This is a genomic window from Sphingopyxis sp., from assembly GCF_036261875.1.
Classification (GTDB): Bacteria; Pseudomonadota; Alphaproteobacteria; order Sphingomonadales; family Sphingomonadaceae; genus Sphingopyxis.
Genome location: NZ_DATAJZ010000007.1, coordinates 239,661 through 266,514 on the forward strand (window position 1 = coordinate 239,661; position 26,854 = coordinate 266,514).

A 26,854-nucleotide genomic window follows, 5' to 3' on the forward strand; every position below is an offset into this window, starting at 1 on the left:
TCAACCGCCGGGACGTTTGCGCAATCTCCTGTTGCATAAAAGTCGCACGATGATGCCGATTTCGCGCAGGCGGCGCATTTTTCGTTTGTGCGACGCAGCAAATTCGACGACACATCGGGCACGCGAGATGCGACCGGCCCGAAAAAGAGGCTGGCGGTCGCGCGGCAGGCAGGGACGATCCGACAACCATCAAGGGATCAGTCCATGAAAAATCTCTCCCGCGCATGCCTCGGCATGCTCTTCGCCGTTTCTCTGATGCCCGCCGCGGCTCACGCTCAGGAAGAAGCGGCCTCCGAACCAATCACGATCACCGGCAGCGTGACCCTGGTCTCGGATTATCGTTTCCGCGGTTTCAGCCAAAGCAGCGAAGACCCCGCGATCCAGGGCGGAATTACCGTTACCCATGAGAGCGGGCTTTACGCCGGCACCTGGGCATCGAGCGTCAGTTTTGCGGGCAATACCGAAGTCGATCTCTTTGCGGGCTATAGCAAGGACGTCGGCGGCGTGACGGTCGATGGCGGCTTGCTCTACTATCTTTACCCCCAGCATGGCGGGTCGGGCGCCGATTTCTTCGAACCCTATCTGAACCTGTCGACCGATGTCGGCCCGGTGAACGCCAAGGTCGGCGTCAACTATGCATGGAAGCAGTCTGCGCTTGGCAACACCCAAGATCCGAGCCGTCCGATCGGGGCGAAATCGTCGGCCTTTTATCTGCACGGCGAACTGGCCGCCCAAATTCCCGATACGCCGTTCGCGCTGAACGCCCATGCCGGACAGGCGTGGAGCGATGCGTTCCCCGGCGGTTTCGACGGCAAGGTCTTCGACTGGTCGGTCGGCGCGACCGCCTCGTACAAGATGCTCACCTTCGGCATCAGCTATGTGAACACCGACGAACCGAAAGCGCTTGGCTACAAGAGCGCGATCGGGGCCGACGGAGCGGTGATCTTTTCGCTCGGCGCGTCTTTCTGACGCCGGGCCGGGGCGGCATCCGGGGGGAAGCCGCCCCCTTCCCATCCAGCGCTAGGGCTTCGCGGCGGCGGGAGCGGCCAGCGCATCGCGCGCGCCGCGGAATCCCATATATTGTTCGGCGAGCATCCAGTCCTGGCGCGCGAGTTGCGGGTCCGACAGGCTGATTGCCTTCGCCTGGTCGAGCAGGCGTCCCGCCTTCGCCGCCGCGTCGCCGTCCAGCAGCGGATAGCTTTCGGCGAGCGCGCGGATTTCCCAGCCCGCCGGCACATGGCGATAGGTGTCGACATAGGTTTCGCCATTGGCGCGGGTGACCATGATGTCGGCCGAGAAATTGCTGTCGATCGGCGACAGCTTGTCGATCCCCGCGACGAAGCCAGCCGCGATGTCCTTTGCTTCGGCCTTGCTCACCTCGGGCAGCAGCGCGACCGTCGCCATAGCCGAGATCGAGGAGGCCTCGGTACGCAGGCTGTTGTCGGGATAGTCGGCCCAGTTCACCCCGGCTTTCGGCCGCCGCCGCTTCAGCCATTCGACCGCGCGCTCGCGTGCGCTGCGCACTTTCGCGCGGAGCGCCGGGTTGCCGGTCAGCGCCGGGTCGAGCTCGCGCAGCGCGATGACCGCGAAGGCGGTGACATAGGCGGCGGCATTGTCGGGCCGGTTGGCGGCGTCCATCGCGCTCGACCACCAGCCTTCGCCATTCTGCGCCGCGAGCAGCGATTCCACCACCATCGCGGGCGGCGGCCGCTTGACCGCGCCATAGGCCTTGAGCGTCCAGAGCGAGACGATGGTGAAGGGCGCGCCCTCGACCGGCACACAGTGGCAGGGATCGCCGAAGAATTTCGCGACGTCGGCATCGAAGCGCGCGAGTTCGCTCTCGCTGGGCGAGGTCTCGACCGCGATGAGCTGTGCGAGGCCCCAGAAGATCTTGCCGTTGGTCGATCCCTCGGTGTCGCGGAGCGCGCTGTCGACCGCGTTGGCGATCACCGGCGCGGCGGTATCGACCGACCGGTCGAGGCTCGCTTCGACCGCCGCCTTGTCGAAAGCGCCCGCGCTCGCGGCATAATACCAGCCGCCCCCGCCGATGACGGCGACTGCCAGAAGCGCGGCGCCGCCGAGTGCGAGCGGCGAAAAGCGTCGGCGCGGGGCGGCGGGGCGCGCCGTCTCGGCCGGGCGGGGCGCCGTGCCCTCGCGGCCGAGGCGGCGGTCGATGGCGGCGAGAACGCGCTGCCACGCGGGATGCGTTTCGCTGCGGCCGTCGAAGCTCGACAGGTCGAGGACGTTGACGTTGTAGAATTCGGCCGGCAGCGCCTCCGGGTCCATCTTTTCGAGCCCGATCGCGACGAGCGAGCCGCGGTCGAGGCCGATGCGGCTTTCGATGCGGACCCAGCGGCGCTGGATCGCGGCGGGGGTCCAGCAGCCGAGCACGACCTTCGCGCCCTTGACCGCGCGGTCGATGACGTCGGGAAATTCGGCGCCGGCGTCGATCCCCTCGGCATCGAAGAAGATATGATGGCCGCGCGCGAGCAGCAGGTCGCGCAGCCGCATCGCCTTGTCGGCGTCGGCGCGGCTGTAGCTGATGAAGATGTCGTAGGGGCGCTCGGGCGGCGCGTCGCTCGCTTCTGTCGTCATCGCTGCCCCGGCCCTGGCCTGTCCCCGTTTTTCCTGCCGGCAGCGATAGCAGCCCCGCGAGGCTTGGCAAGCGCCGCGCGGCGAATGGTCAGCGCCAGCGCAGATTGCCGCGCGACAGGTCGGCGAGGCTTTTGGCGCCCATCAGCTTCATGCCGCGCTCGATTTCGGCGCGCAGTAGGCCGACCGCGCGGTCGACGCCGTCCTCGCCCGCCGCGGCGAGCGCGTAGAGATAGAGGCGCCCGCCCGAACAGGCTTTCGCGCCGACCGACAGCGCTTTGAGCACATGGGTGCCGCGGGTGATGCCGCCGTCGCAGATCACTTCCAGCCGGTCGCCGACCGCATCGACGATCTCCGCGAGCGCGTCGAAGGGCGCGCGGCTGCCGTCGAGCTGGCGGCCGCCGTGGTTCGACACCATGATCGCGGTCGCACCGATATCGGCCGCGCGCTTCGCATCCTCGACCGCAACGATGCCTTTCAGGCAGAAGGGGTCGCCCCATTGCTTGCGGATAGCCTCGGCGCGTTTCCAGTCGAGGCTCTGGTCGAGCATCGTGGTGAAATATTCGGCGACGGACTTCGGCACGCTCGACCCTTCGGAGACGTGCGTCGCGAGGTTGGGGAGGCTGAATTTCTCGCGGCAAACGTAGTTCAGGCCCCAGCCGGGCTTGATCGCATAGCTCAGCATGTTGCTTGGCGTGAAGCGCGGCGGCGAGGTGAAGCCCGAGCGCAGGCAGCGTTCGCGGTTGCCGCCGACGATCGTATCGACGGTGAGCGCGACCGCATCGAATTTGGCCTCGCGCGCCGCGTCGAGCATCGCCTTGTTGAGCCCCTCGTCGTGGTGGACGTAGAGCTGAAAGAGTTTCGGACCGTCGGTCAGCGCGCCCGCCTCGGCGAGGCCGATCGTCGCGAGGCTGGAGATGCCGGCGACGGTGCCCGCGTCGGCGGCGGCGCGCAGCACCGCGCGCTCGCCCTGCCAGTGGAAGAGGCGCTGGAGCGCGGTCGGCGAGAGGAAGAGCGGCATCGCGATCTCGCGCCCGAACAGCGTCGTTCGCATGTCGACATTCTCGACCCCCGCGAGGACGCGCGGGATGAGGTCGCACTGGTCGAAGGCGTCGCGATTGCGGCGGCGGGTGACCTCGTCGTCGGCGGCGCCGTCGATATAGTCGAACACCGGCCAAGGCAGGCGCCGCTTCGCCAGCGCGCGGAAATCGTCGATGTTATGGCAGTCGGTGAGTTTCATGTCGGTCCGGTTACCTCGTCATTGCGAGCGGAGCGAAGCAATCTCCAGCCATCGGCCTAGCACAAGGCCGATGGCTGGAGATTGCCGCGTCGCTTCGCTCCTCGCAATGACGAAAGATCAGAGGAATCGGAAGGATTTTATGCTGCCCCGCCACCCGTCAGCCGCGCGAGCGCCCAGCGCGGCTCGATCGGCCGCGCGGCGTCCTGAACATGCGCCGCCACGCGCGCGCCGATCGCGGGGGCGAGCGCGAAGGCGCGGCCCGCCGCGCCGCCGACGACCCAGACGCGGTCCTGTCCGGGCAGGCGGTCGAGCAACAGGTCGCCGGTCGCTGTGCGGCAGTCGTGCGCCGCCGCGCTGGCGACGACCGGCGTATCGGCGAGGCGCGGCAGGCGCGCGGCGATCCACTGGCGTGCGTCGGCGAGCGCGCGCGCTCCCGCGTCGATGTCGGCGCGGCGGTCGAAGCTGTCGGGATCGACGCTGGCGTCGGGCGCGCTTTTCCAGACGCGCACGCCGACTCCCTCGACGTCGGGGAGCAGGTTGAAGCCATAGGCGCGGTCGACGAAGGCGGGCATCGCGGGCGGGCGGAACTGCGTATCGCCCTGGCCGGGGCCGAAGTGGAAGACCTGCTGGCGCACCGCGGACAGGCGTGCGGGCGTCAATATCTGCGGGAACAATTCGGTCAGCCAGGCGCCGGTCGCATAGACGAGATTCTGCGCGGTGCCGCCGTCGGGGAGCCGGTAGAGACCCTGTTTCTTGTCGCGCAGCGGCGCGGGCATCACGATGTCCTCGCATTCGATCTGCGCGTCGAGGATCGTTTCGAGAACGCCGCGGCGGCCCGCGATCATCGCGCCTTTGGCGGCGTGCAACACCGCTTCCTCGGGGCGCCAGGCGATCTGCGTGAAGCGGCCCCGCAGCCGCTCGCCGGTGGTGCGGTCGGCACCGCGCGGATCGGCGACGGCATCGCTCGCGGCAAGCGCGGTGACCGCCTCGCACGGGGTCAGGATCGGCAGGCTCGCGCTGTCGGACAGGCGCTCCCACGCGTCACGGCTGTCATCGACGAGCGCCGCGTAGAGCGCATCGCCGCCCTGCACCGGATCGAGCATCATCGACGGCAGGTTCGACGCGGCGCGGCCGTTGCCGGCGCCATAGGCGTCGAACAGCCGGACGCTGAGCCCGGCGCGGACGAGGTGCCACGCGGTCCACGCGCCGATCGCCCCCGCGCCGACGACCGCGACGTCGACATGCTTCGCGGGCGGCTTCGCGCCCTTGCGGCGGCGCGAGGCGCGCGGCTCGGGCGGGTCCTTGCGCTTCGGCTCCTTCTTGGCGCCGCCGAGTGCGAGGGCGATCGGCACGGCGCCCAGCGCGGCGATCAGGCGGCGGCGGTCGAGGCTCATCCGCCGGTGCCGCCCTTCTTGTAATAGCGATAGCCGCCGATCCAGGTTTCGAGCGGGGTCATCTTGCGGATCGCGTCGGGGCTGGCGAGCAGCGGGTCGTCGGCGAGGATGACGAAGTCGGCGCGCATTCCGGGCATCAGCGTGCCGAGCCGGTCCTCGGCGAAGGCCGCAAAAGCGGCGGTGCGGGTGAAGCCGTCGAGTGCGGTCTCGCGGCTCACGGTCTCCTCGGGATGCCAGCCACCGACCGGCTGGCCGTCGGCGCCGGTGCGCGAGATGGCGGCGGCGATGCCGGGGAAGGGGTTCGAGCTTTCGACCGGCACGTCGGACCCGAAGGCGAGGCGGACGCCTGCCTTTTCCATGCTGCGCCACGCATAGGCGCCCTTCAGCCGATCGGGGCCGAGCCGCGCCTCGGCCATCAGCCGGTCGGAGGGCTGGTGGATCGGCTGCATCGAGGCGATCACCTTCATCTCGGCAAAGCGCGCGATGTCGGCGGGGTCGACGATCTGCGCATGTTCGATGCGCCAGCGGCGCTCGCCCGGCAGGTCGCGGGAGAGATCGGCGATCGCGTCGAGCGCTTCGGCATTGGCGGCGTCGCCGATCGCGTGGATCGCGACCTGGAACTTGTCCATCGAGGCGCGCACCATCTTGTTGCGAAGCTGCGCGGGGGTGAGCAAAGGCAGGCCCTTCTGCCCCGGCGCGTCGCTGTAGGGCGCCTTCAGCCACGCGCCGCGCGAGCCGAGCGCGCCGTCGAGATAGAGCTTCACTCCGACCATGCGCAGCTTGTCGTCGTAGAGCCAGGGGGTCGGCTGGCCGCCCGCGATCAGCGCCATATTGTCGACGTCGCGGCCATAGCTCAGGATACGGATCGCGAGCTGTTTCTTGTCGCCGGCGCGGCGATAGGCCTGCCAGTCCTGGATCGTCGTCCCCATGTCGGCGATGCCGGTGATGCCCTGCGACAGCAGTTTCTGCTGCGCGAGCAGGAAGGCGCGGTCGAGGTCGCGCGCGAGCGGCTTGGGCTTGGCGGCATCGACGAGCGCGACCGCGGCATCGACGAAGATTCCGCTCGGCTTGCCGCCCGCCATTTCGATCCGGCCGCCCTCGGGCGCCTTGGTCGTCGCGCTGATCTTCGCGGCGTTCATCGCCGCCGTATTCGCCCAGCCGGCGTGGCCGTCGACGCGTTCGAGCCACACCGGGCGGTCGGGGACCGCCGCGTCGAGATCGGCGGCGGTGGGGAAGCGGCCGAGTCCCCATTTCTCCTGGTTCCAGCCCGACCCGATGATCCACGGCATTTCGGGATTGTCGGCGGCATATTTGCGGATCGCCGCCTGCGCCTCGGCAAGGCTGGTCGTGTCCGAAAGATCGAGCAGCATCAGCGAGAAGCCGAGCCCCATGACATGGCCGTGCGCGTCGATCAGCCCGGGGATGAGGGTTCGGCCCTTGCCGTCCTCCTTGAAATCGGGGCGTTCGGGGCGCTTGTCCTTGCGGTCGAGCAATTGCTTGACCTTGCCGTCGGTGCCGACGAGCAGGCCGGTGAAGCGCACGACCTTGCCGTCCTTGTCGAGGGTGATGCCGTTGACATTGTCGACGAGCGTGTCGGCATGGGCGGGGGCGGCGAGGGCCAAAGCCGCGAGAACCAGCAATCCCCTCCCGCTTGCGGGAGGGGCAGCGAGACTTGCGAGCTTGCTCGCTAGTCGCAGCGGGGTGGGCAGCAGGTTGCGGGCCGTAAGTGCCCACCCCGCTGCAACTAGGCCCGGCTGCGCCGGACCAAGTTTCGCTGCCCCTCCCGCTTGCGGGAGGGGATGGGTGTGTTCCCCACTCATTTCGGCAGCCTCGTCACGAGCGAACTCGTATCCTTGCGCCCGCCGCCGGCCCTCTGCACGTCGGCGTAGAATTGATCGACGAGGCTCGCCACGGGAAGCGTCGCGCCGTTCACCCGCGCTTCGTCGAGCGCGAGGCCCAGATCCTTGCGCATCCAGTCGACCGCGAAGCCGAAATCGAACTCGTCCTTCGCCATCGTCCCCCAGCGGTTGAGCATCTGCCAGCTTGCCGCGGCGCCGCCCGACACCGCCTCGAACACCTTGTCGGTGTCGAGCTTCGACGCCTGTGCGAAACGGACTGCTTCGGACAGGCCCTGGAGCACCCCGGCGATCGCGATCTGGTTGACCATCTTGGTCGTCTGTCCCGCGCCGGGGCCGCCGATGTGGGTGATGCGCGCGGCATAGGCGCGCATGATCGGCTCGGCGGCGTCGAACGCCGCCTGCGTGCCGCCGCACATCGCCGACAGCGTTCCCGCCTGCGCGCCCGACTCGCCGCCCGAGACGGGGGCGTCGACACAGAGCAGGCCCAGCCCCTCGGCCTCGACCGAAAGCTGGCGGGCGATGCGCGCCGAAACAGTGGTGTGGTCGATGAACAGCGCGCCCTTCTTCATTGCCCGGAAGGCGCCGTCGCGGCCGAGCGTCACCTGCGCAAGGTCGTCGTCGTTGCCGACGCAGCTCAGCACGACATCGGCGTCTTGCGCGGCCTCGGCGGGCGTCGCCGCCGCCGTGCCGCCATATTCGGCGACCCAGGCGTCGGCCTTGGCGCGGGTGCGGTTGTAGACGGTGAGGACGTGCCCCGCCTTGACGAGATGCCCCGCCATCGGCCCGCCCATGACGCCGGTGCCGATGAAAGTGACGCGCAATTTCTGTTCGCTCATACCCGGTCCATAACCATGGTTTGCGCGGCGCGCCAGCGCTCAAGCCTCTACTCTTGGCGACAACATAATTTGGAAGCCGCGCGCTCATTGTCCTTTTTCGTCACCCCGGACTTGATCCGGGGTCCCGCTTGTCACCGCCCGAAAGCGGGACCCCGGATCAGGTCCGGGGTGACGGTGGCTCGGGAAAGGGGCGCAAGTAGTTCTTCCCCTTCGCCCGGCTTGCCGTTAGGGCCGGCCCGCTATGACCGATCAACTCACCCTGACCTCCGCCGCCGATTTTCCGGCGATCACATTGGACGATGTGCGCGCGGCGGCGGGGCGAATTGACGGGGCGGTCGTGCGGACGCCGACGCTGAAATCGCAGACATTGTCCGAGATGGTCGGCGCCGAGGTGTGGCTGAAGTTCGAGAATCTGCAATTCACCGCGGCCTATAAGGAACGCGGCGCCTTGAACGCGCTGCTGCTGCTGGGCGACGAAGCGCGGGCGCGCGGCGTGATCGCGGCGTCGGCGGGCAATCATGCGCAGGGCCTCGCCTATCACGGCAAGCGCCTCGGCGTTCCGGTCACCATCGTCATGCCGAGCACGACGCCGCAGGTGAAGGTGTCGCAAACCGCGAGCCATGGCGCGACGATCGTCCTCCATGGCGAGAAGTTCGACGACGCCTATGCCCATGCGCGCGAGCTCGAAAAGGAACGCGGCCTGACCTTCGTTCATCCCTTCGACCATCCGCATGTCGCGGCGGGGCAGGGAACGGTGGCGCTGGAAATGCTTGAGGATGTGCCCGAGCTCGATACGCTGATCGTGCCGATCGGCGGCGGCGGGCTGCTCAGCGGCATGGGCACCGCGGCGCGCGGGATCAAGAACGACATGCGCCTCGTCGGGGTGCAGGCCGAGCTTTATCCGTCGATGTATGCCGAACTCAACGGCGTCGACATGGCGTGCGAGGGCGACACGCTGGCCGAGGGCATCGCGGTCAAGGAGCCGGGTTCTTACACCCGCAAGCTGGTCGCCGAACTCAACGACGACATCGTGCTGGTGGCCGAACGGCATCTGGAGCGCGCGGTCAGCCTGCTGCTCCAGATCGAGAAGACGGTGGTCGAGGGCGCGGGCGCGGCGGGGCTCGCGGCGATGCTTGCGCACCCCGAGGAGTTTGCCGGGCGCAAGGTCGGACTGGTGCTGACCGGCGGCAATATCGACACGCGGCTGCTCGCCAATGTGCTGCTGCGCGACCTCGCGCGCTCGGGCCGCATCGCGCGGCTGCGCATCCGGCTGCAGGACCGGCCGGGGGCGCTGTTCAAGGTGATGAAGCTGTTCGACGAGAAGCAGGTCAACATCATCGAAATCTATCACCAGCGCATCTTCACCACGCTGCCCGCCAAGGGGCTGATCACCGACATCGAGTGCGAGGCGCGCGACCGCGAGCATCTCGACAGCCTCGTCGCCTCGCTGCGCGACGCGGGCTATATGGTGACGACGGTGGAATTGGCTTAACCCATATCCGTCCGTCATTGCGAGCGTAGCGAAGCAATCCAGAGCGGTTTATGCAGACTCTGGATTGCCGCGCGGCTTCGCCGCTCGCAATGACGATGGCTTTTGTCGCGAGACGTTGCCCATGAAATCCTTCACCTTCACCCTCTCCCTCACCGCCACCCCCGACACGATCGACGAGCTTGGCCATGTCAACAATGCCGTCTGGGTCCAGTGGATCCAGCAGGTCGCGACCGGCCATTGGGACGCCGTGGCGCCGCAGAGTCACAAGGATGACTATATCTGGGTCGTGGTGCGGCACGAGATCGATTATCTGCGCGCGCTCGGCCCCGGCGAGACGGTGACCGCGCGGACCTGGGTCGCCGACCGGCCGCAGGGCGCGAAGTTCGATCGCTTCATGGAATTCACCGGCGAGGGCGGCAAGGTGCATGTCCGCGCGCGCACGGTGTGGGCGCTGCTCGACAAGGCGAGCGGGCGGCCGCTGCGCGTCACCGATGACGTGGTGGCGCCGTTTTTGGGGTAGGGCGGCGAGCCATATCCACGCCGATTCCCCGAGCGAAGCCGAGGGGCCCTGCCGAGCGAAGTCGAGGCGGCGATGGTGCGGGTTTTCGCTTCGCTCGAACGAGCCCCTCGGCTTCGCTCGGGGAAGCGGAGGGGTTAACGCAATGGCTCCAGCCTATTCCTCGGTGCGGATCAGGATCATCTCGCCGATCAGCGCGAAGAGGATGAACGGCCCCCACGCGGCGAGGAAGGGCGAATAGGCGCCGAGGTCGCCCATCGCGAGCGCGAAATTGTCGGCGACGAAATAGGCGAAGCCGAGCGCCATGCCGAGGATCGCGCGCACGAACAGCTTGCCCGAGCGCGCGAGGCCGAACGCCGCGACCGCGCCGAGCAGCGGCATCAAGATCGCCGACAGCGGCCCCGAAATCTTGTGCCACAGCACGCCCTTCAGCGAGTCGACCGGCCGTCCCGCGGCCTCCAGATCGGCGATGGCGGAGGCGAGCTGCGGGAAGGGGAGTTCGTCGCCGTCGACCTGCGCCAGCGTGAACTGGTCGGGACGCACCCCCTTCATCGCGATGACGGTGCCGAGCGGTTCGCGCGTGCCCGAGCGGCGGAGGAAACGCCGGGCATTGGTCAGTTCCCAGCCGCTCGCGACGGGGTGCGCGCTGTCCGCCTTGAGCATCGACGACAGCACGCCCTGCGTCCGTTCATAGATGGTGACGGTCCGCAGAACGATCGCCGGCCCGCCGGTTTCGACCGTCGCGGCGTTGATCAGGTCGCTACCCTCGCGGACCCAGATATTGGTGCGGATTCCGCTGTCCTTCGGCACCTTGGCATATTCGACCTTCTGCCAGGCGCTGAGCGTCGCGGTTGCGCGGGTGACGATGCGTTCGTTGAAGGCGAAGCTGATCCCCGCGACGAGCAGCGCGGCGAGGAACAGCGGCGCGAGCACCTGATGCGCCGACATCCCCGCCGCCTTCATCGCGATCACCTCGCTGTTCTGATTGAGCGTCATCAGCGTCAGGATCGTCCCGAGTAGCACTGAAAAGGGCAGGAATGTCTCGATGATCTGCGGCATCCGCATCCCGACATAGCGCCAGACGTCGCTGTCGCCGTTGCCCGCGACGGCCAGGATCTTGCCGCTTTCGCCGAGCAGGTCGAGCGTCTGCAGCACCAGCACCAGCGCGAACAGAATCGCGAAGGACCGGATCAGGAACATCCGCCCGACATAGATTGCCATCGTGCGCGACGGGAAAAAGTGAAGCTGGTGCATCTGGTCCTAGGCCGTCTGTTGCTTGCGCTGGAAGATGCGGATCAGGCCGCGGATGCGCGCGCCGGCCTTGGCCGCGACGCGTTCGAGCGCGCCGATCGGCTGGCCGCCGGGGACGTGCGCGAGCGTGTAATACATCCAGATTGCCAGCCCCGCGAAGAGCAGGAAGGGAACCCACAGCGCGAGCAGCGGGTCGATGACGCCGCGCGCCCCCAGATCCTCGGCATATTGGTTGATCTTGTGCTGGGTCACCAGCATCACGATCGACAGGAAGACGCCGAGCGCCGAGGTCGAGCGCTTGGGCGGGATGGCGAGCGAAATCGCGATCAGCGGGACGAGGAACATCGACATGACCTCGACGATGCGGAAATGGAAATTCGCCCGCGATTCGAGCCGTGTCTTCAGCGGTTCGGTCTTGTCCTTGCCGACGACGAACAGCTCGGGGATCGTCAGCTCGCGGTCGGCGCCGCCGCGCAGGCGGAACGCCTCGATCTTGGGCAGCGGGATCGGCAGGTCGTGGTTGTCGAAGGTCAGGACGCGCGGCACCGCGAATTTGGGCGATTCGTGGATCAGCACGCCCTGCGACAGGCGCAGAATGATCGTGTTCGGATCGTCGGTGGCGAGGAACTGGCCGCGCGAGGCGGTCGCGGACACCGTCTGCCCGTCCTTGTTCTCGCCGCGCACGAAAATGCCGCGCAGCGACTTGCCGTCGTTGTAGCTTTCCTCGATCCTCAGCGTCATCCGCTGGCCGAGCTTGGTGAATTCGCCGACCTTGATCGACGCCCCGAGCGCTCCCGAGCGCAGATCGAACTGCAAGCCTTCATAGGCATAGCGCGCATAGGGCTGGATAAATCCGACGATCGCGAGGTTGAGCAAGGCGAGCGCGAAAGCAAAGGCATAGGGGACGCGGAGAAGCCGCCCGAAGCTCATGCCCACGCCGCGCAGCACGTCGAGTTCGCTCGACGTCGCGAGGCGGCGAAAGGCGAGCAGGATGCCGAGCATCAGCCCGATCGGGATGCCGAGCGACAGATATTCGGGGATCAGATTGGCGAGCATCCGCCACACGACGCTGACCGGACCGCCCTCGGTCGCGACGAAATCGAACAGGCGGAGCATCTTCTCGAGCACCAGCAGCATCGCCGAGAGGACGAGGGTGCCGAGCATGGGAAAGAAGATGAGCCGCGCGATGTAGCGATCGATGGCGGGTAGCTTATTCAAGTTTCGGTCGCCCCATCACCATGATTTGGCCGCAAATGTTTCCGATATGCCGATTCAAGGGCGACAGGGGCCCATACCAGCCTGGCTGGCATGGCTATAACCACTGGGAGCTATTGCGTCATGTCGAAATTTGTATCGACGTCCCTCTGTCTGGCTTTGCTGTTCGCCGCGGGAGCGGCGGAAGCGTCGGGACAGGTCATGTCGAACGACCTGTCGAAGTGCCGGAGCGGGCCGTCCACGCTGGTCCAGATCAACGGGCTGAAAGGCGGCACGGGCAAAGTGCGCGTGCAAAGCTATCGCGCGACCGCAGCCGACTGGCTGGCCAAGGGCCGCTGGATCAACCGGATCGAAGTGCCCGTGCGCGCAGGGTCGATGACCGTGTGCGTGCCGCTGCCCGAAGCGGGCAGCTATGGCATTGCGGTGCGCCACGACGTCAACGGCAACGGCAAGACCGATCTGACCTCGGACGGCGGCGGCATGTCGAACAATCCGAGCATCAACATCTTCAACCTCGGCAAGCCGAGCTACAAGAAGACCGCCTTTGCGGTCGGCAATGCGCCGCGGACGATCACCATCACCATGAAATATATGTAGGGACGAATGGCGAGCGTCGCGCTTCTTTCCAATCCACGCTCGACGGGCAACCGCGCCCTGTTGCCACAGGTGCGCGAATATTGCGCGGCGCACCCCGACATTTTCCATTATGAGGTCGAGGATGTCGACCAGATCGGCGAGGCGATCCGCACCATCGCGATGGTGTCCCCGCGCATCGTCGCAATCAACGGCGGCGACGGCACCGTCCAGGCGGCGCTGACCGAGCTCTATTCGGGCGGCCATTTCGGCGGCTCGCCGCCGCCGGTCGCGGTGCTGCCCAACGGCAAGACCAATTTGATTGCGCTCGACCTGGGCGCCGAGGGCGACCCGATCAAGGCGCTGCAACGCGTCGTCGAGCTGGTCCACGATGGCCGGCTCGAGGATCATGTCGTCGAGCGCCAGCTCATCGCGCTCGACCGTGACGAGGGCCGGCCGGTGCTCGGCATGTTCCTTGGCGGCGCCTATCTTGCCGACGTCATGCTCTATTGCCGCCATCGCATCTATCCGCTCGGTCTGCCGAACGGCGTGTCGCACGTCCTCGCCGCGATCCTCGGCCTGTTCGCGATGATCCTGGGGATCGGCGGCGGGCGCCTGCCGCCCAAGCCCGAACCGATGACGGTGTCGCTCGTCCGCCAGGGGGAGTTCCAGGGCAAATTCTCGCTGCTGATCGTGACGACGCTCGAAAAATTGCTGCTCAGCATCCGCACCGGCGACGGCCCCGGGCCGAACGGCCATATGAAGCTGCTGGCGACCGAAAGCAGCGTCGGGGCGCTGTTCCGCATGCTCGGCGCGACGTGGCGCGGGACGCTGGGGCAGAAACCGCTCGACGGCGTCCATTTCCAGCAGGGCGACGAAATCCGCATTGAGGGCGAGCGTTCGAACGTCATCCTCGACGGTGAGATTTTCGAGGCGACGGGTGGCAAGCCGATCATCCTGACCTCGACCCAGCCGGTTCCCTTTCTGCGCCTTGCCGCCTAGGTCGCCGTTTTTATTTCTCCCGAACGGATAGCGTAGAGCGATTTGTCATGTCCGCGATTGCCGACCTTGTCCGCGAAGAAGTGTCGCTCCCCGTCGATCCGCGCGTCGCCGCGATGGCGGCAGCGATCTCCGCCGACTATCCGGGCAGCGCGCGTGCGGTGCTTTTTTACGGGAGCTGCCTGCGCGAGCGCGAACTCGACGGGCTGATGCTCGATTTCTATCTGATCGTTTCCGACTATGGCGACGCCTATCCGCGGCGTTGGCTGGCGCTCGCGAACCGGCTGATCCCGCCCAATGTCTTTCCGTTCCAGCACGGTGGGCTGATCGCCAAATATGCGGTGCTGAGCGAAGCCGACTTCGATCGGCTGAACGGGCCGGAGACGCGCAACGTGTCGGTGTGGGCGCGCTTCGCGCAGCCGTCGCGGCTCGTTTGGGCGGTCGACGATACCGCCGCCGCCCGCGCGGTCGCGGCGGTGTCGCGCGCCGCGCCGACCCTGCTCGCCGCCGCGGGTGCCCGCGCGGGCGAGGAGCCGCTCGACTGGTGGCGCCGCGCCTTTGCGCTGACCTATTCGGTCGAGCTGCGCGCCGAACGCGCGAACCGCGCGCAGTCGGTCGTCGACGCCGACCCCGAGCGCTACTGGCGCTTTAGCGAGCCGGCGGTCGCCGCGATTCCCGCCGGCGCACCGAGCGGCGGCTGGGCGCGCCGGCGCATCGAAGGCAAGCTGCTCAGCGTCGCGCGGCTCGCGAAGGCGAGCCTCACCTATGCCGGCGGGATCGATTATCTGGCGTGGAAGATCAATCGCCACGCAGGCACGAAGATCGAGATCAAGCCCTGGCAGCGCCGCTGGCCGCTGCTCGCGGCGGTGACGCTGGTGCCGCGCCTGATGAAGAGCGGCGCGATTCGTTAGAGCGCGATCAGGATTTGACTGAAACGCTGCTTTCGTCATCCCGGCGAAGGCCGGGATCCCGCCGGTGCATCAGGCCGAGACGGTGAGATCCCGGCTTTCGCCGGGATGACGAAAGAGAAAGGGGCGATCAGGATTTGACAGGTCTCGCTAGCCCGCCAGCCGCCGCCCCTCCACCGGGGCATTGCTGCGCCGGATCGCCTGGTCGAGCGCGGTCAGAGTGAAGGGTTTACGCAGCACGTCATGGTTGCCGAACGCCGCGTCCTCGCTCGCATCGCCGGCATAGCCGGTGACGAACAGCACCGGCAGGTCGGGCCAGCGCTGTTTCAACCCGGCGACCATTTCGGGGCCGGTGAGTTCGGGCATCAGCACGTCCGACAGGATGAGATCGAAACCGCCGTGCGTGTCGACGAGCGCCTCGGCATCAAGCGGATTGCTGCACGCGATCGCCGTGTGCCCCAGTTCCTCGACGGCACCGACCGTCGCCGCGAGGACGCGCTGGTCGTCCTCGACGACAAGGATCGTCAGGGCGTCGGCGGGGGGCGTGACGTCGGGCGTCTCGCCCGCATCGTCGCCGGCGGCGAGGCCGGTTTCGGCGCGCGCGACGGGCAGCAGCATCGCGACGCTCGTCCCTTCGCCCTCGGTTGACGATATCTGCACCTCGCCGCCCGACTGGCGACAGAAAGCGAAGACCTGGCTCATGCCGAGGCCGGTGCCCTGGCCCGCGGGCTTGGTGGTGTAAAAGGGGTCGAAGACGCGTTCGAGCACCTCCGCCGACATGCCGCAGCCGGTGTCGATAACCTGCACCGCCAGCGCCGCGGCTTCCTCCGCCTCGTCGCGCAGCGTGCGGATCGTCAGCGAGCCATGGCCCTCCATTGCGTCGCGCGCGTTGACCGCGAGGTTGAGCAGCGCATTTTCGAACTGCTGGCGATCGGCCCAGCAGGCGAGCGTGGGCGCGTTGAGGTCGAGCGTCAGCGCGATTCGGTCGCCGATGGTCCGCTCGATCAGTTCGGCGAAGCTGGTGATGCACGCGTCGACCGGTATCATCTCGGGCCGTGCGGGTTCGGAGCGCGCGAAGGTGAGCAGGCGGCGGGTCAGGTCGGCGGCGCGGTTGGCGCCGTCCATCGCGTTGCTGAGGTGCCGCTGCGCCTTGTCGGGCGCGGTCGCGACGAGCCGCTGCGCGAGTTCGAGCCCGCCGACGACGACCGCGAGCATATTGTTGAAATCATGCGCAATGCCGCCGGTGAGCTGACCGACCGCTTCCATCTTCTGCGCCTGACGAAGCTGCGCCTCGGCCGCTTCGCGCTCGCCCATCTCGCTGCGCAGCGCTTTGTTCGCCTGCGCGAGCTCGGTGGTGCGCGCCTCGACCGCGGCTTCGAGCTGCATCGCGCGGTCGCTTTCGAACAGGGTTTCGCGCCGTGCCGCGCGGCGTTCGCCCTCGGCGCGGACGAGCGAAACCGTCGCGGCGATCGCGATCACTGCGGCGGCGGCGCCGAGCAGCGAAAAGAGCAGGATCGCCTGGTTGAGGCTGGCGCGGTCCGACGCCGCGACGCGATTGCGCTCGAACAATATCCGGCGCTCGTTGCGAATGAGGCTGGACAAGAGCCGGTCGATGCGGATCAGCGCGGCATCGTGGCCGGCGGCATTATATTTGGAGATGGCGGCGACGGTCTGGCGATAATTGGCGCTGAGCGCCGCATCGCCGAGCTGCGCGCCGCGCGCGTCGAGTTCGGCGGTCAGCTTGCGGACGAGTTCGGCCTGCTGCGGATTGTCGCGGACGTTGCGCTGGAGCAGCGTCAGATATTGCTGCGACAGCCCCCATTGCTGTTGATAGACGCGGCCGTCCTCCTTCTGCAGTCCCACCGCGAAGCGGCCGAGCGCGGCTTCGGCGCGGGCCAGTGCCGCGTCGAGGCTGCGCGTCTGCGAGATGATTTCCAGGCTGTGCGCCTGCCAGCCGAGCGAGCGGTCGTAATCGTCGTTGGCGCGGCTGAGCAGCAGGACGAGCGCCCCGACCACGCAGGTCAGGATCGCGCCCAGCCCGACGGTCAGCCAGAAGCGAAACCGCTCCCGCCGTTCCTCGGTTTCATCATCCAGATCCCGCTCGAACACGCGTGCGTTCTACCGAACAAGCGGCGCGGGGCAAAGGTGCGAAGGACGCAGGTGCCGCGCGCCGGCTCGATTCGCCGCGAAAAGGAATCCGCTGGTCGGCGCGGGCGCCCGGCTCAGCCCAAAATTCCCGCGCGCCGTCCCGCACGCTCGAAGCGGGCGAGAATCTCGCCGACCTGCTCGCTCGAATGCTCGGCGCACAGCGAGCAGCGCAGCAGGGTCATGCCCGCGGGCGTCGCCGGCGGGCGCGCGAGGTTGACGTAGAGGCCTTCTTCCAGCAGCGCTTCCCACATCATCGCGCCCTTTTCGAGGTCGGGCATGATGACGGCGATGATCGCCGATTGCGGCTCCTCGGTGCCGAGCGTGAAGCCGAGATCCTTGAGCCCCTTGTGCAGCGTCTTGGAATTTTCCCAAAGGTGCGCGCGCTTGTTCGATCCGTGCATCAGCTTGCGGATGCTCGTCGCGGCGGTCGCGACGACGCTCGGCGGCAGCGACGCGGTGAAGACGTAGGGGCGGCAGACGAGCCGCATGATCTCGAACTTCGGATGGTTCGAGACGCAGAAGCCGCCGACGGTGCCGACGCTCTTGCTGAAGGTGCCGATGATGAAATCGACGTCGTCGATCACCCCCTGCGCCTCGGCGACGCCGCGGCCGTGTTCGCCGATGAAGCCCATCGAATGCGCCTCGTCGACCAGCACCATCGCACCATTTTCCTTGGCGATGCGGATCATCTCCTTCAGCGGCGCGACGTCGCCGAGCATCGAATAGACGCCTTCGAGCACGACGAGCTTGCCGGCCTCGGGCGGCAGGCGCTTCAGGCGCTTTTCCAGCGCCTCGATGTCGTTGTGGCGAAAGGCGACGATCTCGGCATCGCCCATCTTGCAGCCGTCGTAGATCGAGGCGTGGCTGTCGATGTCGAGGATGACATAGTCGCCCTTGCCCGCGATCGTCGAGATGATGCCGAGGTTCGCCTGATAGCCGGTCGAGAACACCATGGCATGATCCATGGCGTAGAATTCTTTCAGCGCCTCCTCGCACGCCTTGTGGCCCTGATAGGTGCCGTTGAGGACGCGGCTGCCGGTGGTGCCGCTGCCGAATTTCTCAAGGGCTTCCTCGCCCGCGGCGATGACGTCCGCGTCGAAGGTCATGCCCATATAATTATAGGTGCCGAGCAGGATCGTCTCGCGCCCGTTGCAGATCGCGACGGTGGGGGAGAGGACTTTCTCCATCACCAGACTGAACGGATCGGTGACCCCGGTCGCGAGCAGGTCTTCGCGCTGCTTGATGAGCGGGTCGAATTTCGAGAAGAGGTCGGTCATCGTCGGATCAGCCCTGCAGCTTTTCGACCGCGGCGATCAACTGGCCGACATTTTCGATCTCGGCCTGCTGGTTCATGCTGATGATGATGTCGAACGTGTCCTCGACCTCGGCGACGAAATCCATCACCGTCAGGCTGTCCCATTCGAGGTCGCCGGCAAAGGTCGTCGCGTCGGTAAGGGCGACGCCTTTCTTGTTGAAAGGCGTGATCAGGCCGTAAATCTGGTCCTTGAGGGCGGTGCTCATCGGGTGCGTCCCATATAGAGGAATGTTGTGCGCGGGAATGCCGCGATGCGTCCCGCATGGCAAGCGAATGCGGCGGGAATCGGGCAGCATCTTGCCGTTCGCGGCGCTTCGTGCCATCCCCCCGGCAGGGCCGCCGACAGGGACGGGACGCGATGGACAGCGAAACAACCGACGCCAGGCCGGACCGGCCGGCCATCAGCTTTCCGCCGAACGCGGTGCATCTGGTGCGCACCAATCAGCAGATCACGATGCAGCTGTCGCAGATGGCGGATCAAAAGGCGTCGATCCTGATGGGCGCGACCTTCGTCGTCTTCACGCTCGCGGTCGGACAGGCGCGGGGCGGGGGCGGCGCGTTCGCGATGCCGCTGACCGTGCTCGCGACCTTTTCCTTCCTCTCCGCGCTGCTTGCGATTTCGGCGGTGCTGCCGCGCGTCGGCAAGGCGCCGCCCGCCGTCTATCGCGACGGCAAGGACCACAGCAACATCCTCTTCTTCGGCCGCTTCGCGCAGATGGACGAGGATGAGTTCATCGACGCGGTCAAGGCGCGGATGCGGACCGAGGAGGATCTGTACGAGACGATCCTGCGCGACACCTATCAGAACGGGCTGATCCTCGCGCGGCGCAAATATCGCTTTCTGGCCTATGCCTATCGGCTGTTCGTCGTCGGGCTGACGCTGACTTTCATCACTTTCGCCTATGAAATGACGATGATGTGGAGCCAATGACGCCGCAAAGCATTGAATGCGACAATGACGGACGTCTTCATCAGCTACAAGCGCGAGGAACGCGCACGCTGCCTCTCCATCCACGATGCGCTTGTCGAGCTGAAACTGTCGGTCTGGTTCGACGCGCATATCGAGCCGGGCACCGATTTCGATCGCGAGATCGAGCGGGAGGTCCGCGCCGCCAAGGTCGTCCTCGTCCTCTGGTCGGCGCTCGCGGCCGATAGCGACTGGATTCGCGCCGAGGCGCGCACCGGGCGGCAGGGCGAGCGGCTGGTCGCGGCGCGGCTCGACGATTGTCTGCCGCCGCTCGAATTCGCATCGGTGCAGGCGGTCGATCTGTTCGGCCCATCCGATTTCAGGACGAGCGAGGGATGGGGTCAGATCGTTCAACGCATCGGCCGCCTCGTCGGCCGGCCCGGGCTCGGCGATTATCTGAGCTGCGAGCAGAGGGCCGACGCCCGGGCTTGGCGCGGCTGGATCGCCGCCCATCCCGGCGATCCGTTGACGGACGCGGCAAAGCGGCATCTCGCCGCGCTGCTCGATCACGATCCCAAGCCTCGGGCAGAGGAAGAGAAGGCGCCGGCGTCCCCCGAAGCCGGGCGGATGAGCGCTTCTCCCTTTCGCTGGGCAATGCTTGCCGGCGTCGCCGGCGTGCTGCTGCTGTCGGCGGCATGGATATATCGCGGCGGCAGCGCGGCCGCGGACGGCGCTGCGCCGCCTTCCGCCCCGACGGCGACCATATCGCCGCCCCCGCCTGCGGCGATGTCCGACATTACCGAGGCCTTCGTTCCGGGCGACCTCGGCACGGCCGTGTGCGGGACCGGGCCTTTCCCGATCGATTTCGATGCCGATGTTGCCGGCATCACGCCCGAATCGACGGCGCTGCTCGATATGCTGGGCAAGGTGGCCCGCGACTGCGACGGCCGGGTGGAGATCGCCGCGCCGAACGACCGCATGGCCGCCGTGGTCCAGAATTATCTCGAAGGTCGCGGCGTTCCGCGCTCGAAGATGGACCGCCGCTCGACCGGGGCAGCGGGCGGCCGCGTGGACATCACCCTGCATTAGGGGCTTGCCGCTGACCCGCCTGCTCGCCTATCCGGGCCGGCTATGCTGGAGCAGGCCCATCCCCTGACCGCGGCGCCGCCGCAGAATTTCCGCGCCGAATTTCGCGCGACGCTGGCGCTCGCCTGGCCGCTGGCGGCGGCGAACCTGCTCCAGATGCTCGTTCATGCGGTCGACGTCATCTTCGTGGCAAGGCTCGGCGACGCGGCGCTCGCCGCTTCGTCGCTCGGCGTCGCGATTTTCGGCCTGTTGCTGTGGACCGGCACCGGGCTCGTCGGCGCGTCGGCACCGCTGATCGCCGCCGAACTCGGCCGCCGCAAGCACAGCGTGCGCGAGGTGCGGCGCACCGTCCGCATGGCGCTGTGGATCAGCCTGCTCGTCTCGCTCGTCTTCATGGGCGTCTGCGCGGCGGGCGGGCCGATCATGCGCGCGACCGGGCAGGAGCCTGAACTCACCCTTCATGCCGCCAGTTTCCTGCTGATCCTGATGTGGGGCATGTTCCCGATGATCGCGGCGAGCGTGCTGCGCATCTTCGTCTCGGCGCTCGGGCGGCCGACGATCGCGACCGCGATCACCTTCCTGGCGCTGTTCGTCAATGTGTTCGGCAATTGGGTGCTGGTGTTCGGCCATCTTGGCCTGCCCGCGCTCGGCCTCCACGGTTCGGCGCTGTCGAGCATCCTCACCAGCACGGCGATGCTGGTCGCCTATGTCGTCGTGATCCAGAGCGACCGGCGGCTACGGCGCTATCATCTGTTCGGCAACTGGTGGCGCAGCGAGTGGGGCCGCTTCACCGAAATCCTGCGCATCGGCACCCCGATCGGGCTGACGATCCTCGCCGAGGCGGGGCTGTTCACCGGCGCCGCCTTCCTGATGGGGCGGATCGGCGAGGCGCAGCTTGCCGGGCATACGATCGCGCTGCAGATCGCGGCGCTCGCCTTTCAGATTCCGTTCGGGGTCGCGCAGGCGGCGACGATCCGCGTCGGGCTCGCTTATGGCGCGGGCGACCGCCGCGGCATCGCGCTCGCGGGCCGCGCCTCGCTGGGGCTCGGCATCGGTTTCATGGCGCTCACCGCGTTGTCGATGTGGCTGTTTCCGAGTCTTTTCCTGTCGATCTATGTCGATGTCGGCGACCCGAAGAACGCGCTGCTCGTCGGCTTTGCGATGCAATTCCTCGTCGTCGCCGCCGCCTTCCAGCTTTTCGACGGCGCGCAGACGGTCGCGGCGGGGGTGCTGCGCGGGCTGCAGGACACGCGCATCCCGATGCTGATCGCGGTCTGCGGCTATTGGCTCGCGGGCTATGGCACCGCCATCTACCTCGGCTTCTGGACGCCGATGGCGGGCGTCGGCGTGTGGATCGGCCTCGCGGTCGGGCTGGTCGTCGTCGCGGCGCTGCTGCTCACGCGCTGGCGGCTGCGGGGACGGCTGGGGCTGTTGCCGGGCTAGGGTTCTTTGTGATTTGGTTCGCACGAAGACACAAAGACACGAAGATGTCGTGCTTGCCGCGAAGCGGCTTTCTCTTTCAACGCCGCGCACTGCCGCGCCGATGAAAGAATATGGGGCCTGTCGGCCCGAGCCTTCTTCTTCGTGGCTTCGTGTCTTTGTGCGAAACAAAAAATAGCTGGCCTATCGGCCTCGCTCTACGCCGATGGGTGTCTCGACTTCGCTCGACACGAACGGAAGATGGGGCGGTTCAGACTTTACGCGCGTCGCGCTAAGCGGGTCGTTCCTGTTCGGGGTTGTCCAGCCGGTCCAGTCGATCCTGCACTTGCGCCAGTAACGCCGACAGCCATTCGCGGCCCGCTTCGGGTTTGAAGGCGTCGATGGGAAAGCTGCCCTTCTTGGTGTTGCACGGCTTGCACGCCAGCACGAGATTCTGGATTGCGTTCGCCGCCTCACCGGTCTGGCCTTCAACATGATCGATGGTGGCCGTATTTTTCGTCAACTCCGTCGAACAATAGAAACAGTTTGCGCCATGAACCTCAGCGGCTTTCTTCAAGCTGTTCGTCGCGCCCCATGGGCCGCCGTTGACTCCGGCAACCCAATAGAGAGGCACCGGCATTTCCTTGCTGTGCAGGCGAGCGAAAACGAGGGTCCGATAGGGCATGGAATCGAGGCATGGGCGGGCCGCGTTTTCCGGCTTTTCCAACGCGGGCTGCGATATCTGCTGTGTCGCTTTGTCGGTCATGGCGGGCGGTATAAAGCGCAGCCGTAAAATTTTCGTTGGACTCCGCTTGACGCCTCCGGGGGTGCGACCCATATGCCCGCCTGTTAGCACTCGCGCCATGTGAGTGCTAAGTGACATCATTTGCACCTCTGGAGGGATATCCATGCAATTTCGTCCGCTGCACGACCGCGTGCTCGTCCGCCGTATCGAAGCCGAGGAAAAGACGGCCGGCGGCATCATCATCCCCGACACCGCCAAGGAAAAGCCGCAGGAAGGCGAAGTCGTCTCGGTCGGTTCGGGCACCCGCGCCGACGACGGCAAGGTCACCCCGCTCGACGTCAAGGCCGGCGACCGCATCCTGTTCGGCAAATGGTCGGGCACCGAAGTCAAGGTCGACGGCGAAGAGCTGCTGATCATGAAGGAATCGGACATTCTCGGCGTCATCGCCTGAGTCCATCCGTCGAATTGAGAGTGAAGTTGCGCAGTTTTCTGCGCCTTTGAAAGGAATGAGCCAATGGCTGCCAAGGACGTTAAATTTTCGCGCGACGCGCGCGAGCGCATCCTGAAGGGCGTCGACATCCTCGCCGACGCCGTCAAGGTCACGCTGGGCCCCAAGGGTCGCAACGTCGTGATCGACAAGAGCTTCGGCGCCCCCCGCATCACCAAGGACGGTGTGTCGGTCGCCAAGGAAATCGAGCTCAAGGACAAGTTCGAGAATATGGGCGCGCAGATGCTGCGCGAAGTCGCCAGCAAGGCGAACGACAAGGCCGGTGACGGCACCACCACCGCGACCGTCCTCGCCCAGGCGATCGTCCGCGAGGGCATGAAGTCGGTTGCCGCCGGCATGAACCCGATGGACCTCAAGCGCGGCATCGACCTCGCGGTCGGCAAGGTCGTCGCCGATCTCGCCGCGCGCTCGACCCCGGTCGCGGGCAATTCTGAAATCGCACAGGTCGGCATCATCTCGGCCAACGGCGACACCGAAGTCGGTGAGAAGATCGCCGAAGCGATGGACAAGGTCGGCAAGGAAGGCGTGATCACCGTCGAGGAAGCCAAGGGCCTCGAGTTCGAGCTCGACGTCGTCGAAGGCATGCAGTTCGACCGCGGCTATCTGTCGCCTTACTTCATCACCAACCCCGAAAAGATGGTCGTAGAGCTCGCCGATCCCTACATCCTGATCTTCGAGAAGAAGCTGTCGAACCTCCAGTCGATGCTGCCGATCCTCGAAGCTGTGGTGCAGTCGGGCCGGCCGCTCCTGATCATTGCCGAGGACATCGAAGGCGAAGCGCTCGCGACGCTCGTCGTCAACCGTCTGCGCGGCGGCCTGAAGGTCGCGGCCGTCAAGGCGCCGGGCTTCGGCGATCGCCGCAAGGCGATGCTGCAGGACATCGCGATCCTGACCGCCGGCGAAATGATCAGCGAAGACCTGGGCATCAAGCTCGAGTCGGTCACGCTGAACATGCTCGGCCAGGCGAAGCGCGTCACCATCGACAAGGACAACACCACCATCGTCGATGGTGCGGGTGAAGCCGAAGCGATCAAGGGCCGCGTCGAACAGATCCGCGCGCAGATCGAAACCACGACCAGCGACTATGACCGCGAAAAACTGCAGGAACGTCTGGCGAAGCTCGCCGGCGGCGTTGCGGTGATCAAGGTCGGCGGCGCCACCGAGGTCGAGGTGAAGGAACGCAAGGACCGCGTTGATGACGCGCTGCACGCGACCCGCGCTGCGGTCGAAGAAGGCATCGTCCCCGGTGGCGGCACCGCGCTCCTTTACGCGACCAAGGCTCTCGACGGGCTGAAGGGCGCCAACGACGACCAGACCCGCGGCATCGACATCGTCCGCAAGGCGATCGAAGCGCCGCTGCGCCAGATCGCGGCCAACGCCGGTCACGACGGTGCGGTTGTCGCCGGCAATTTGCTGCGCGAAAACAACCAGGACCAGGGCTTCAACGCCGCGACCGACGTCTATGAGAACCTCAAGGCCGCCGGCGTCATCGACCCGACCAAGGTCGTGCGCACCGCGCTTCAGGACGCTGCGTCGGTGTCGGGCCTGCTGATCACCACCGAAGCGGCGGTCAGCGAGCTTCCCGAAGACAAGCCGGCGATGCCGATGGGCGGCGGCGGCATGGGCGGCATGGGCGGCATGGACTTCTAAGTCCGAACCGTTCGGCGCTCAGTCGAAGAAACGGGGCCGGGGGAGCGATCCTCCGGCCCTTTTTCTTGCGCACCGTGCCCCTGCGAAGGCAGGGGCCCATCACCGGACGACGCGTTTCCCCGCGACCGGCGGATATGAGGGCAACGGCAGGTAATGGGCCCCTGCCTTCGCAGGGGCACGGTGGCTCTCTCATTGCCAGTTCGTGCTGTCCGGCATAGCTAGGCGCTATGAGCCTTCTTCTTGCCTTCGTTCTGCTCGCCGAACCGGCGGTCGCCGCCCCCGCACCATCGCCGGTCGAGCGCTGCGGCTATCGCATCGTCCAAAGCTATCCGCACGACAGCGCGTCCTTTACCCAGGGCCTGTTCTGGGACGGCGGGCATCTTTACGAGAGCACCGGCCAATATGGCCATTCGCGCATCGCGCGGCTCGACCTCGAAACCGGCAAGGCGCTTGCCGAGACGAAGCTGCCCGACGACCAGTTCGGCGAGGGGATCACGCGCTGGGGGCATCAGATCATCGGCGTGACGTGGCAGAATGGCGTCGGTCACCGCTGGTCGATCAAGGACCTGAAACCGATCGGCGATTTTGCCTATGATGGCGAAGGGTGGGGCGTCACCATGGTCGGGGATCGCTTGGTGCTCAGCGACGGCTCGTCCGATCTCCGCTTCCTCGACCCCGCGACGATGAAGGAGCAAGGCCGCGTCACCGTCCGCTTTGGCGGTCGGCCATTGCGCATGATCAACGAGCTCGAGACGATCGACGGACAAATCTGGGCCAATATCTGGATGACCGACCTCATCGTCCGCATCGACCCCGCGAGCGGCGACGTCGTGTCGCTCGTCGACCTTTCGGGGCTGAAGGCGGATGCCGGGGCGCACGGAAGCGACAGCGTGCTCAACGGCATCGCGTGGGACGCGAAGAAGAAGCGGCTGTTCGTCACCGGCAAATATTGGCCGAAACTGTATGAGATTGCGCTGGCGGAGTGCGCCTAATCGTCATTGCGACCCCGGCGAAAGCCGGGGGAAGCAATCTCCAGCTATCGTCCCGAGCGGACGAGGGCTGGAGATTGCTTCGTCGCTCCGCTCCTCGCAATGACAGAGGAGGGTAATCTAATTCTAGCCCTTCAGCGCCGCTTCGATCCGCGCTGCCGCGGCGTCGTAGACGCGGGTCTTGAGCCCCGCGGTGACGCTTTCTGGCGCGCGGTCGGGATGGCCACCGGCGAAGGGCGGGGCGGGGTCGTATTCGATCGCAAGCTGAATCGCCTGCGCCACCGCGTCGCCATGCAGACGGGCGATCAGGGTCAGCGCGAAATCGAGGCCCGAGGTCACCCCGCCGCTGGAGACGACGTTGCCATCCTCGACGACGCGCGCCGCGACCGGCTCCGCCCCGACCAGCGGCAGCAGATGCGTGTACGCCCAATGCGTCGTCGCGCGCTTGCCCGAAAGCAGCCCGGCGCGGCCGAGCAGGAAGGCGCCGGTGCAGACGCTCGTCACCCACTGCGCGTCCGCCGCCTGCCGGGCGACGAAATCGATCGTCGCGGTATCGCCGAGCGCTTCGGTCACGCCGTGGCCGCCGGGGACGCAGAGGATGTCGGCTTGTGGCGCCGACGCGAAATCATGCGTCGGCACGATCGAAAAGCCGCTGTCGGTCGCGATCGGATCGAGCGTCGCGGCGGCGCCGATCAGCCGCGCGCCGGGCATCCGGCTGAGCGCCTGCGCGGGCGCGGTGAAATCGAGCTGGGTGATGCCCGGAAACAGCAGGAAGACGACGGTGGTCTGGGTGGCGGTTTGGGGAATGGCGGTCATGCGGATGCTCCTTGCGTCGGCAGCGGATCACCCAGGCGCGCGGCTCTTCCGGCCATGCGGCCGAACCCCGTTCCCCGATGGATACCCATCTTCAGCGCCAGTTGCGGGGCTCCGGCAATCTAGCGGTCCCTTGGTGGCTGCGAAAGCCGCTATTTGCCGGTTTTGCCGTCGTCCGTACTTTTCTGGTCTGCCGTCCCGTCGCGGCTTTCGAGCATCGCGGCGGCATCGTCGAGCGCCTTGGCTTCGCTGACGGTGACGCCGCCGGGGCCGGGTTCGTTGTCGGTGCGGCTGCATCCCGCCGTCGCGGTCAGCGCCAGCGCGAGCAGCGCCGCGGGCCAAGGGGTTCGCATCGTTCGGCTCCCACGAAAAAGGGCTCCATCCGCGGATGGAGCCCT

The 26,854-nt window shown here is 66.8% G+C and carries 25 protein-coding genes and 1 riboswitch; of the genes, 12 read left to right on the top strand and 13 right to left on the bottom strand.

The window, feature by feature from the left end; genetic code table 11:
- The first annotated feature begins 234 nt into the window (after positions 1 to 234).
- Positions 235 to 969, top strand: coding sequence for a TorF family putative porin (locus VHO04_RS02980; protein WP_329626968.1), 735 nt, complete (start codon positions 235 to 237; stop codon positions 967 to 969).
- A 51-nt stretch (positions 970 to 1,020) separates the two neighbouring features.
- On the opposite strand, the gene VHO04_RS02985 is transcribed toward VHO04_RS02980, so the two are convergent.
- The 5 genes from VHO04_RS02985 to VHO04_RS03005 all read right to left on the bottom strand — a co-directional run bounded on the left by VHO04_RS02985 (position 1,021) and on the right by VHO04_RS03005 (position 7,921).
- Positions 1,021 to 2,595 (bottom strand): toll/interleukin-1 receptor domain-containing protein, encoded by a 1,575-nt coding sequence (locus tag VHO04_RS02985; RefSeq protein WP_329626969.1) that lies wholly within the window; start codon positions 2,593 to 2,595, stop codon positions 1,021 to 1,023.
- 88 nt (positions 2,596 to 2,683) lie between these two features.
- On the bottom strand, positions 2,684 to 3,832 hold the full coding sequence (locus VHO04_RS02990; protein WP_329626970.1) for an alpha-hydroxy acid oxidase: 1,149 nt from the start codon (positions 3,830 to 3,832) through the stop codon (positions 2,684 to 2,686).
- 137 nt (positions 3,833 to 3,969) lie between these two features.
- Entirely contained in the window at positions 3,970 to 5,226 is a 1,257-nt protein-coding gene (locus VHO04_RS02995) for an FAD-binding oxidoreductase (RefSeq protein WP_329626971.1), read from the bottom strand.
- A complete protein-coding gene (locus tag VHO04_RS03000; protein WP_414713074.1) occupies positions 5,223 to 6,848 on the bottom strand; it encodes an amidohydrolase in 1,626 nt (541 codons plus the stop codon). The genes VHO04_RS02995 and VHO04_RS03000 overlap by 4 nt, the downstream gene beginning before the upstream one ends.
- Positions 6,849 to 7,042: 194 nt before the next feature.
- Positions 7,043 to 7,921: an NAD(P)-dependent oxidoreductase gene (locus VHO04_RS03005; RefSeq protein ID WP_329626973.1), complete on the bottom strand. Its 879-nt coding sequence runs from the start codon at positions 7,919 to 7,921 to the stop codon at positions 7,043 to 7,045.
- Positions 7,922 to 8,162: 241 nt separating this feature from the next.
- Between VHO04_RS03005 and VHO04_RS03010 the strand changes: the two genes are divergently transcribed.
- Positions 8,163 to 9,413 carry a threonine ammonia-lyase gene (locus tag VHO04_RS03010; RefSeq protein ID WP_329626974.1) on the top strand — a complete coding sequence of 417 codons (1,251 nt, stop codon included), beginning with the start codon at positions 8,163 to 8,165 and terminating at the stop codon, positions 9,411 to 9,413.
- A gap of 121 nt (positions 9,414 to 9,534) precedes the next feature.
- A complete protein-coding gene (locus VHO04_RS03015) occupies positions 9,535 to 9,933 on the top strand; it encodes an acyl-CoA thioesterase (RefSeq protein ID WP_329626975.1) in 399 nt (132 codons plus the stop codon).
- Between the two features lie 153 nt (positions 9,934 to 10,086).
- Here the strand turns inward: VHO04_RS03015 and lptG are convergent, their stop codons facing one another.
- Both lptG and lptF read right to left on the bottom strand, forming a co-directional pair.
- Positions 10,087 to 11,184 (bottom strand): LPS export ABC transporter permease LptG, encoded by a 1,098-nt coding sequence (lptG, locus tag VHO04_RS03020; protein WP_329626976.1) that lies wholly within the window; start codon positions 11,182 to 11,184, stop codon positions 10,087 to 10,089.
- A gap of 6 nt (positions 11,185 to 11,190) precedes the next feature.
- Positions 11,191 to 12,399 carry an LPS export ABC transporter permease LptF gene (gene lptF, locus VHO04_RS03025; RefSeq protein ID WP_297663724.1) on the bottom strand — a complete coding sequence of 403 codons (1,209 nt, stop codon included), beginning with the start codon at positions 12,397 to 12,399 and terminating at the stop codon, positions 11,191 to 11,193.
- Between the two features lie 120 nt (positions 12,400 to 12,519).
- Here lptF and VHO04_RS03030 point away from each other — a divergent pair, with 120 nt between their 5' ends.
- From VHO04_RS03030 to VHO04_RS03040, 3 genes are read left to right on the top strand one after another with little or no spacing between them, the layout of a single operon-like run.
- Entirely contained in the window at positions 12,520 to 12,993 is a 474-nt protein-coding gene (locus VHO04_RS03030) for a DUF2141 domain-containing protein (protein WP_297663723.1), read from the top strand.
- Between the two features lie 6 nt (positions 12,994 to 12,999).
- On the top strand, positions 13,000 to 13,971 hold the full coding sequence (locus VHO04_RS03035) for an acylglycerol kinase family protein (RefSeq protein WP_329626977.1): 972 nt from the start codon (positions 13,000 to 13,002) through the stop codon (positions 13,969 to 13,971).
- Positions 13,972 to 14,018: 47 nt separating this feature from the next.
- Positions 14,019 to 14,879, top strand: a complete 861-nt coding sequence (locus VHO04_RS03040) for a hypothetical protein (protein ID WP_329626978.1) — start codon at positions 14,019 to 14,021, stop codon at positions 14,877 to 14,879.
- A 147-nt stretch (positions 14,880 to 15,026) separates the two neighbouring features.
- Here the strand turns inward: VHO04_RS03040 and VHO04_RS03045 are convergent, their stop codons facing one another.
- The 3 genes from VHO04_RS03045 to VHO04_RS03055 all read right to left on the bottom strand — a co-directional run bounded on the left by VHO04_RS03045 (position 15,027) and on the right by VHO04_RS03055 (position 18,545).
- A complete protein-coding gene (locus VHO04_RS03045; protein WP_329626979.1) occupies positions 15,027 to 16,985 on the bottom strand; it encodes an ATP-binding protein in 1,959 nt (652 codons plus the stop codon).
- 113 nt (positions 16,986 to 17,098) lie between these two features.
- On the bottom strand, positions 17,099 to 18,301 hold the full coding sequence (spt, locus tag VHO04_RS03050) for a serine palmitoyltransferase (RefSeq protein ID WP_329626980.1): 1,203 nt from the start codon (positions 18,299 to 18,301) through the stop codon (positions 17,099 to 17,101).
- A gap of 7 nt (positions 18,302 to 18,308) precedes the next feature.
- Positions 18,309 to 18,545, bottom strand: coding sequence for an acyl carrier protein (locus VHO04_RS03055; protein WP_329626981.1), 237 nt, complete (start codon positions 18,543 to 18,545; stop codon positions 18,309 to 18,311).
- 152 nt (positions 18,546 to 18,697) lie between these two features.
- On the opposite strand from VHO04_RS03055, the gene VHO04_RS03060 reads away from it, so the two are divergent.
- From VHO04_RS03060 to VHO04_RS03070, 3 genes are read left to right on the top strand one after another with little or no spacing between them, the layout of a single operon-like run.
- Positions 18,698 to 19,270 (top strand): Pycsar system effector family protein, encoded by a 573-nt coding sequence (locus tag VHO04_RS03060; protein ID WP_329626982.1) that lies wholly within the window; start codon positions 18,698 to 18,700, stop codon positions 19,268 to 19,270.
- 24 nt (positions 19,271 to 19,294) lie between these two features.
- A complete protein-coding gene (locus tag VHO04_RS03065; protein WP_329626983.1) occupies positions 19,295 to 20,335 on the top strand; it encodes a TIR domain-containing protein in 1,041 nt (346 codons plus the stop codon).
- A gap of 42 nt (positions 20,336 to 20,377) precedes the next feature.
- The gene (locus VHO04_RS03070) at positions 20,378 to 21,775 is read left to right on the top strand and encodes an MATE family efflux transporter (RefSeq protein ID WP_329626984.1); all 1,398 of its coding nucleotides are present in this window, start codon (positions 20,378 to 20,380) and stop codon (positions 21,773 to 21,775) included.
- Positions 21,776 to 22,043: 268 nt separating this feature from the next.
- Here VHO04_RS03070 and VHO04_RS03075 read toward each other — a convergent pair whose 3' ends face one another.
- Positions 22,044 to 22,517, bottom strand: coding sequence for an HNH endonuclease signature motif containing protein (locus tag VHO04_RS03075; protein WP_329626985.1), 474 nt, complete (start codon positions 22,515 to 22,517; stop codon positions 22,044 to 22,046).
- Between the two features lie 142 nt (positions 22,518 to 22,659).
- Here VHO04_RS03075 and groES point away from each other — a divergent pair, with 142 nt between their 5' ends.
- The 3 genes from groES (at position 22,660) to VHO04_RS03090 (ending at position 25,646) form a co-directional block, all read left to right on the top strand.
- Positions 22,660 to 22,947 (top strand): co-chaperone GroES, encoded by a 288-nt coding sequence (gene groES, locus VHO04_RS03080; protein ID WP_037554105.1) that lies wholly within the window; start codon positions 22,660 to 22,662, stop codon positions 22,945 to 22,947.
- Between the two features lie 63 nt (positions 22,948 to 23,010).
- The gene (gene groL / locus VHO04_RS03085) at positions 23,011 to 24,654 is read left to right on the top strand and encodes a chaperonin GroEL (protein WP_329626986.1); all 1,644 of its coding nucleotides are present in this window, start codon (positions 23,011 to 23,013) and stop codon (positions 24,652 to 24,654) included.
- Positions 24,655 to 24,881: 227 nt separating this feature from the next.
- Positions 24,882 to 25,646: a glutaminyl-peptide cyclotransferase gene (locus tag VHO04_RS03090; RefSeq protein ID WP_329626987.1), complete on the top strand. Its 765-nt coding sequence runs from the start codon at positions 24,882 to 24,884 to the stop codon at positions 25,644 to 25,646.
- 123 nt (positions 25,647 to 25,769) lie between these two features.
- On the opposite strand, the gene VHO04_RS03095 is transcribed toward VHO04_RS03090, so the two are convergent.
- Together VHO04_RS03095 and VHO04_RS03100 are read right to left on the bottom strand one after the other, a co-directional pair.
- The gene (locus VHO04_RS03095; protein WP_329626988.1) at positions 25,770 to 26,459 is read right to left on the bottom strand and encodes a DJ-1/PfpI family protein; all 690 of its coding nucleotides are present in this window, start codon (positions 26,457 to 26,459) and stop codon (positions 25,770 to 25,772) included.
- 22 nt (positions 26,460 to 26,481) lie between these two features.
- Positions 26,482 to 26,574: riboswitch (ZMP/ZTP riboswitch) on the bottom strand.
- Between the two features lie 34 nt (positions 26,575 to 26,608).
- Positions 26,609 to 26,809, bottom strand: a complete 201-nt coding sequence (locus VHO04_RS03100) for a hypothetical protein (RefSeq protein WP_329626989.1) — start codon at positions 26,807 to 26,809, stop codon at positions 26,609 to 26,611.
- Positions 26,810 to 26,854: the final 45 nt, after the last annotated feature.

Coding starts and splice junctions, on each gene's coding strand:
- VHO04_RS02980 (WP_329626968.1), top strand. CDS start 235: ATGCTCTTCGCCGTTTCTCTGATGCCCGCCGCGGCTCACGCTCAGGAA.
- VHO04_RS03010 (WP_329626974.1), top strand. CDS start 8,163: ATGACCGATCAACTCACCCTGACCTCCGCCGCCGATTTTCCGGCGATC.
- VHO04_RS03055 (WP_329626981.1), bottom strand. CDS start 18,545: ATGAGCACCGCCCTCAAGGACCAGATTTACGGCCTGATCACGCCTTTC.
- VHO04_RS03100 (WP_329626989.1), bottom strand. CDS start 26,809: ATGCGAACCCCTTGGCCCGCGGCGCTGCTCGCGCTGGCGCTGACCGCG.
- VHO04_RS03030 (WP_297663723.1), top strand. CDS start 12,520: ATGTCGAAATTTGTATCGACGTCCCTCTGTCTGGCTTTGCTGTTCGCC.
- VHO04_RS02985 (WP_329626969.1), bottom strand. CDS start 2,595: ATGACGACAGAAGCGAGCGACGCGCCGCCCGAGCGCCCCTACGACATC.
- VHO04_RS03090 (WP_329626987.1), top strand. CDS start 24,882: ATGAGCCTTCTTCTTGCCTTCGTTCTGCTCGCCGAACCGGCGGTCGCC.
- groES (WP_037554105.1), top strand. CDS start 22,660: ATGCAATTTCGTCCGCTGCACGACCGCGTGCTCGTCCGCCGTATCGAA.
- VHO04_RS03065 (WP_329626983.1), top strand. CDS start 19,295: ATGACGGACGTCTTCATCAGCTACAAGCGCGAGGAACGCGCACGCTGC.
- lptG (WP_329626976.1), bottom strand. CDS start 11,184: ATGCACCAGCTTCACTTTTTCCCGTCGCGCACGATGGCAATCTATGTC.
- VHO04_RS02990 (WP_329626970.1), bottom strand. CDS start 3,832: ATGAAACTCACCGACTGCCATAACATCGACGATTTCCGCGCGCTGGCG.
- VHO04_RS03015 (WP_329626975.1), top strand. CDS start 9,535: ATGAAATCCTTCACCTTCACCCTCTCCCTCACCGCCACCCCCGACACG.
- VHO04_RS03070 (WP_329626984.1), top strand. CDS start 20,378: ATGCTGGAGCAGGCCCATCCCCTGACCGCGGCGCCGCCGCAGAATTTC.
- VHO04_RS03060 (WP_329626982.1), top strand. CDS start 18,698: ATGGACAGCGAAACAACCGACGCCAGGCCGGACCGGCCGGCCATCAGC.
- VHO04_RS02995 (WP_329626971.1), bottom strand. CDS start 5,226: ATGAGCCTCGACCGCCGCCGCCTGATCGCCGCGCTGGGCGCCGTGCCG.
- VHO04_RS03040 (WP_329626978.1), top strand. CDS start 14,019: ATGTCCGCGATTGCCGACCTTGTCCGCGAAGAAGTGTCGCTCCCCGTC.
- VHO04_RS03095 (WP_329626988.1), bottom strand. CDS start 26,459: ATGACCGCCATTCCCCAAACCGCCACCCAGACCACCGTCGTCTTCCTG.
- VHO04_RS03005 (WP_329626973.1), bottom strand. CDS start 7,921: ATGAGCGAACAGAAATTGCGCGTCACTTTCATCGGCACCGGCGTCATG.
- spt (WP_329626980.1), bottom strand. CDS start 18,301: ATGACCGACCTCTTCTCGAAATTCGACCCGCTCATCAAGCAGCGCGAA.
- groL (WP_329626986.1), top strand. CDS start 23,011: ATGGCTGCCAAGGACGTTAAATTTTCGCGCGACGCGCGCGAGCGCATC.
- VHO04_RS03075 (WP_329626985.1), bottom strand. CDS start 22,517: ATGACCGACAAAGCGACACAGCAGATATCGCAGCCCGCGTTGGAAAAG.
- VHO04_RS03035 (WP_329626977.1), top strand. CDS start 13,000: ATGGCGAGCGTCGCGCTTCTTTCCAATCCACGCTCGACGGGCAACCGC.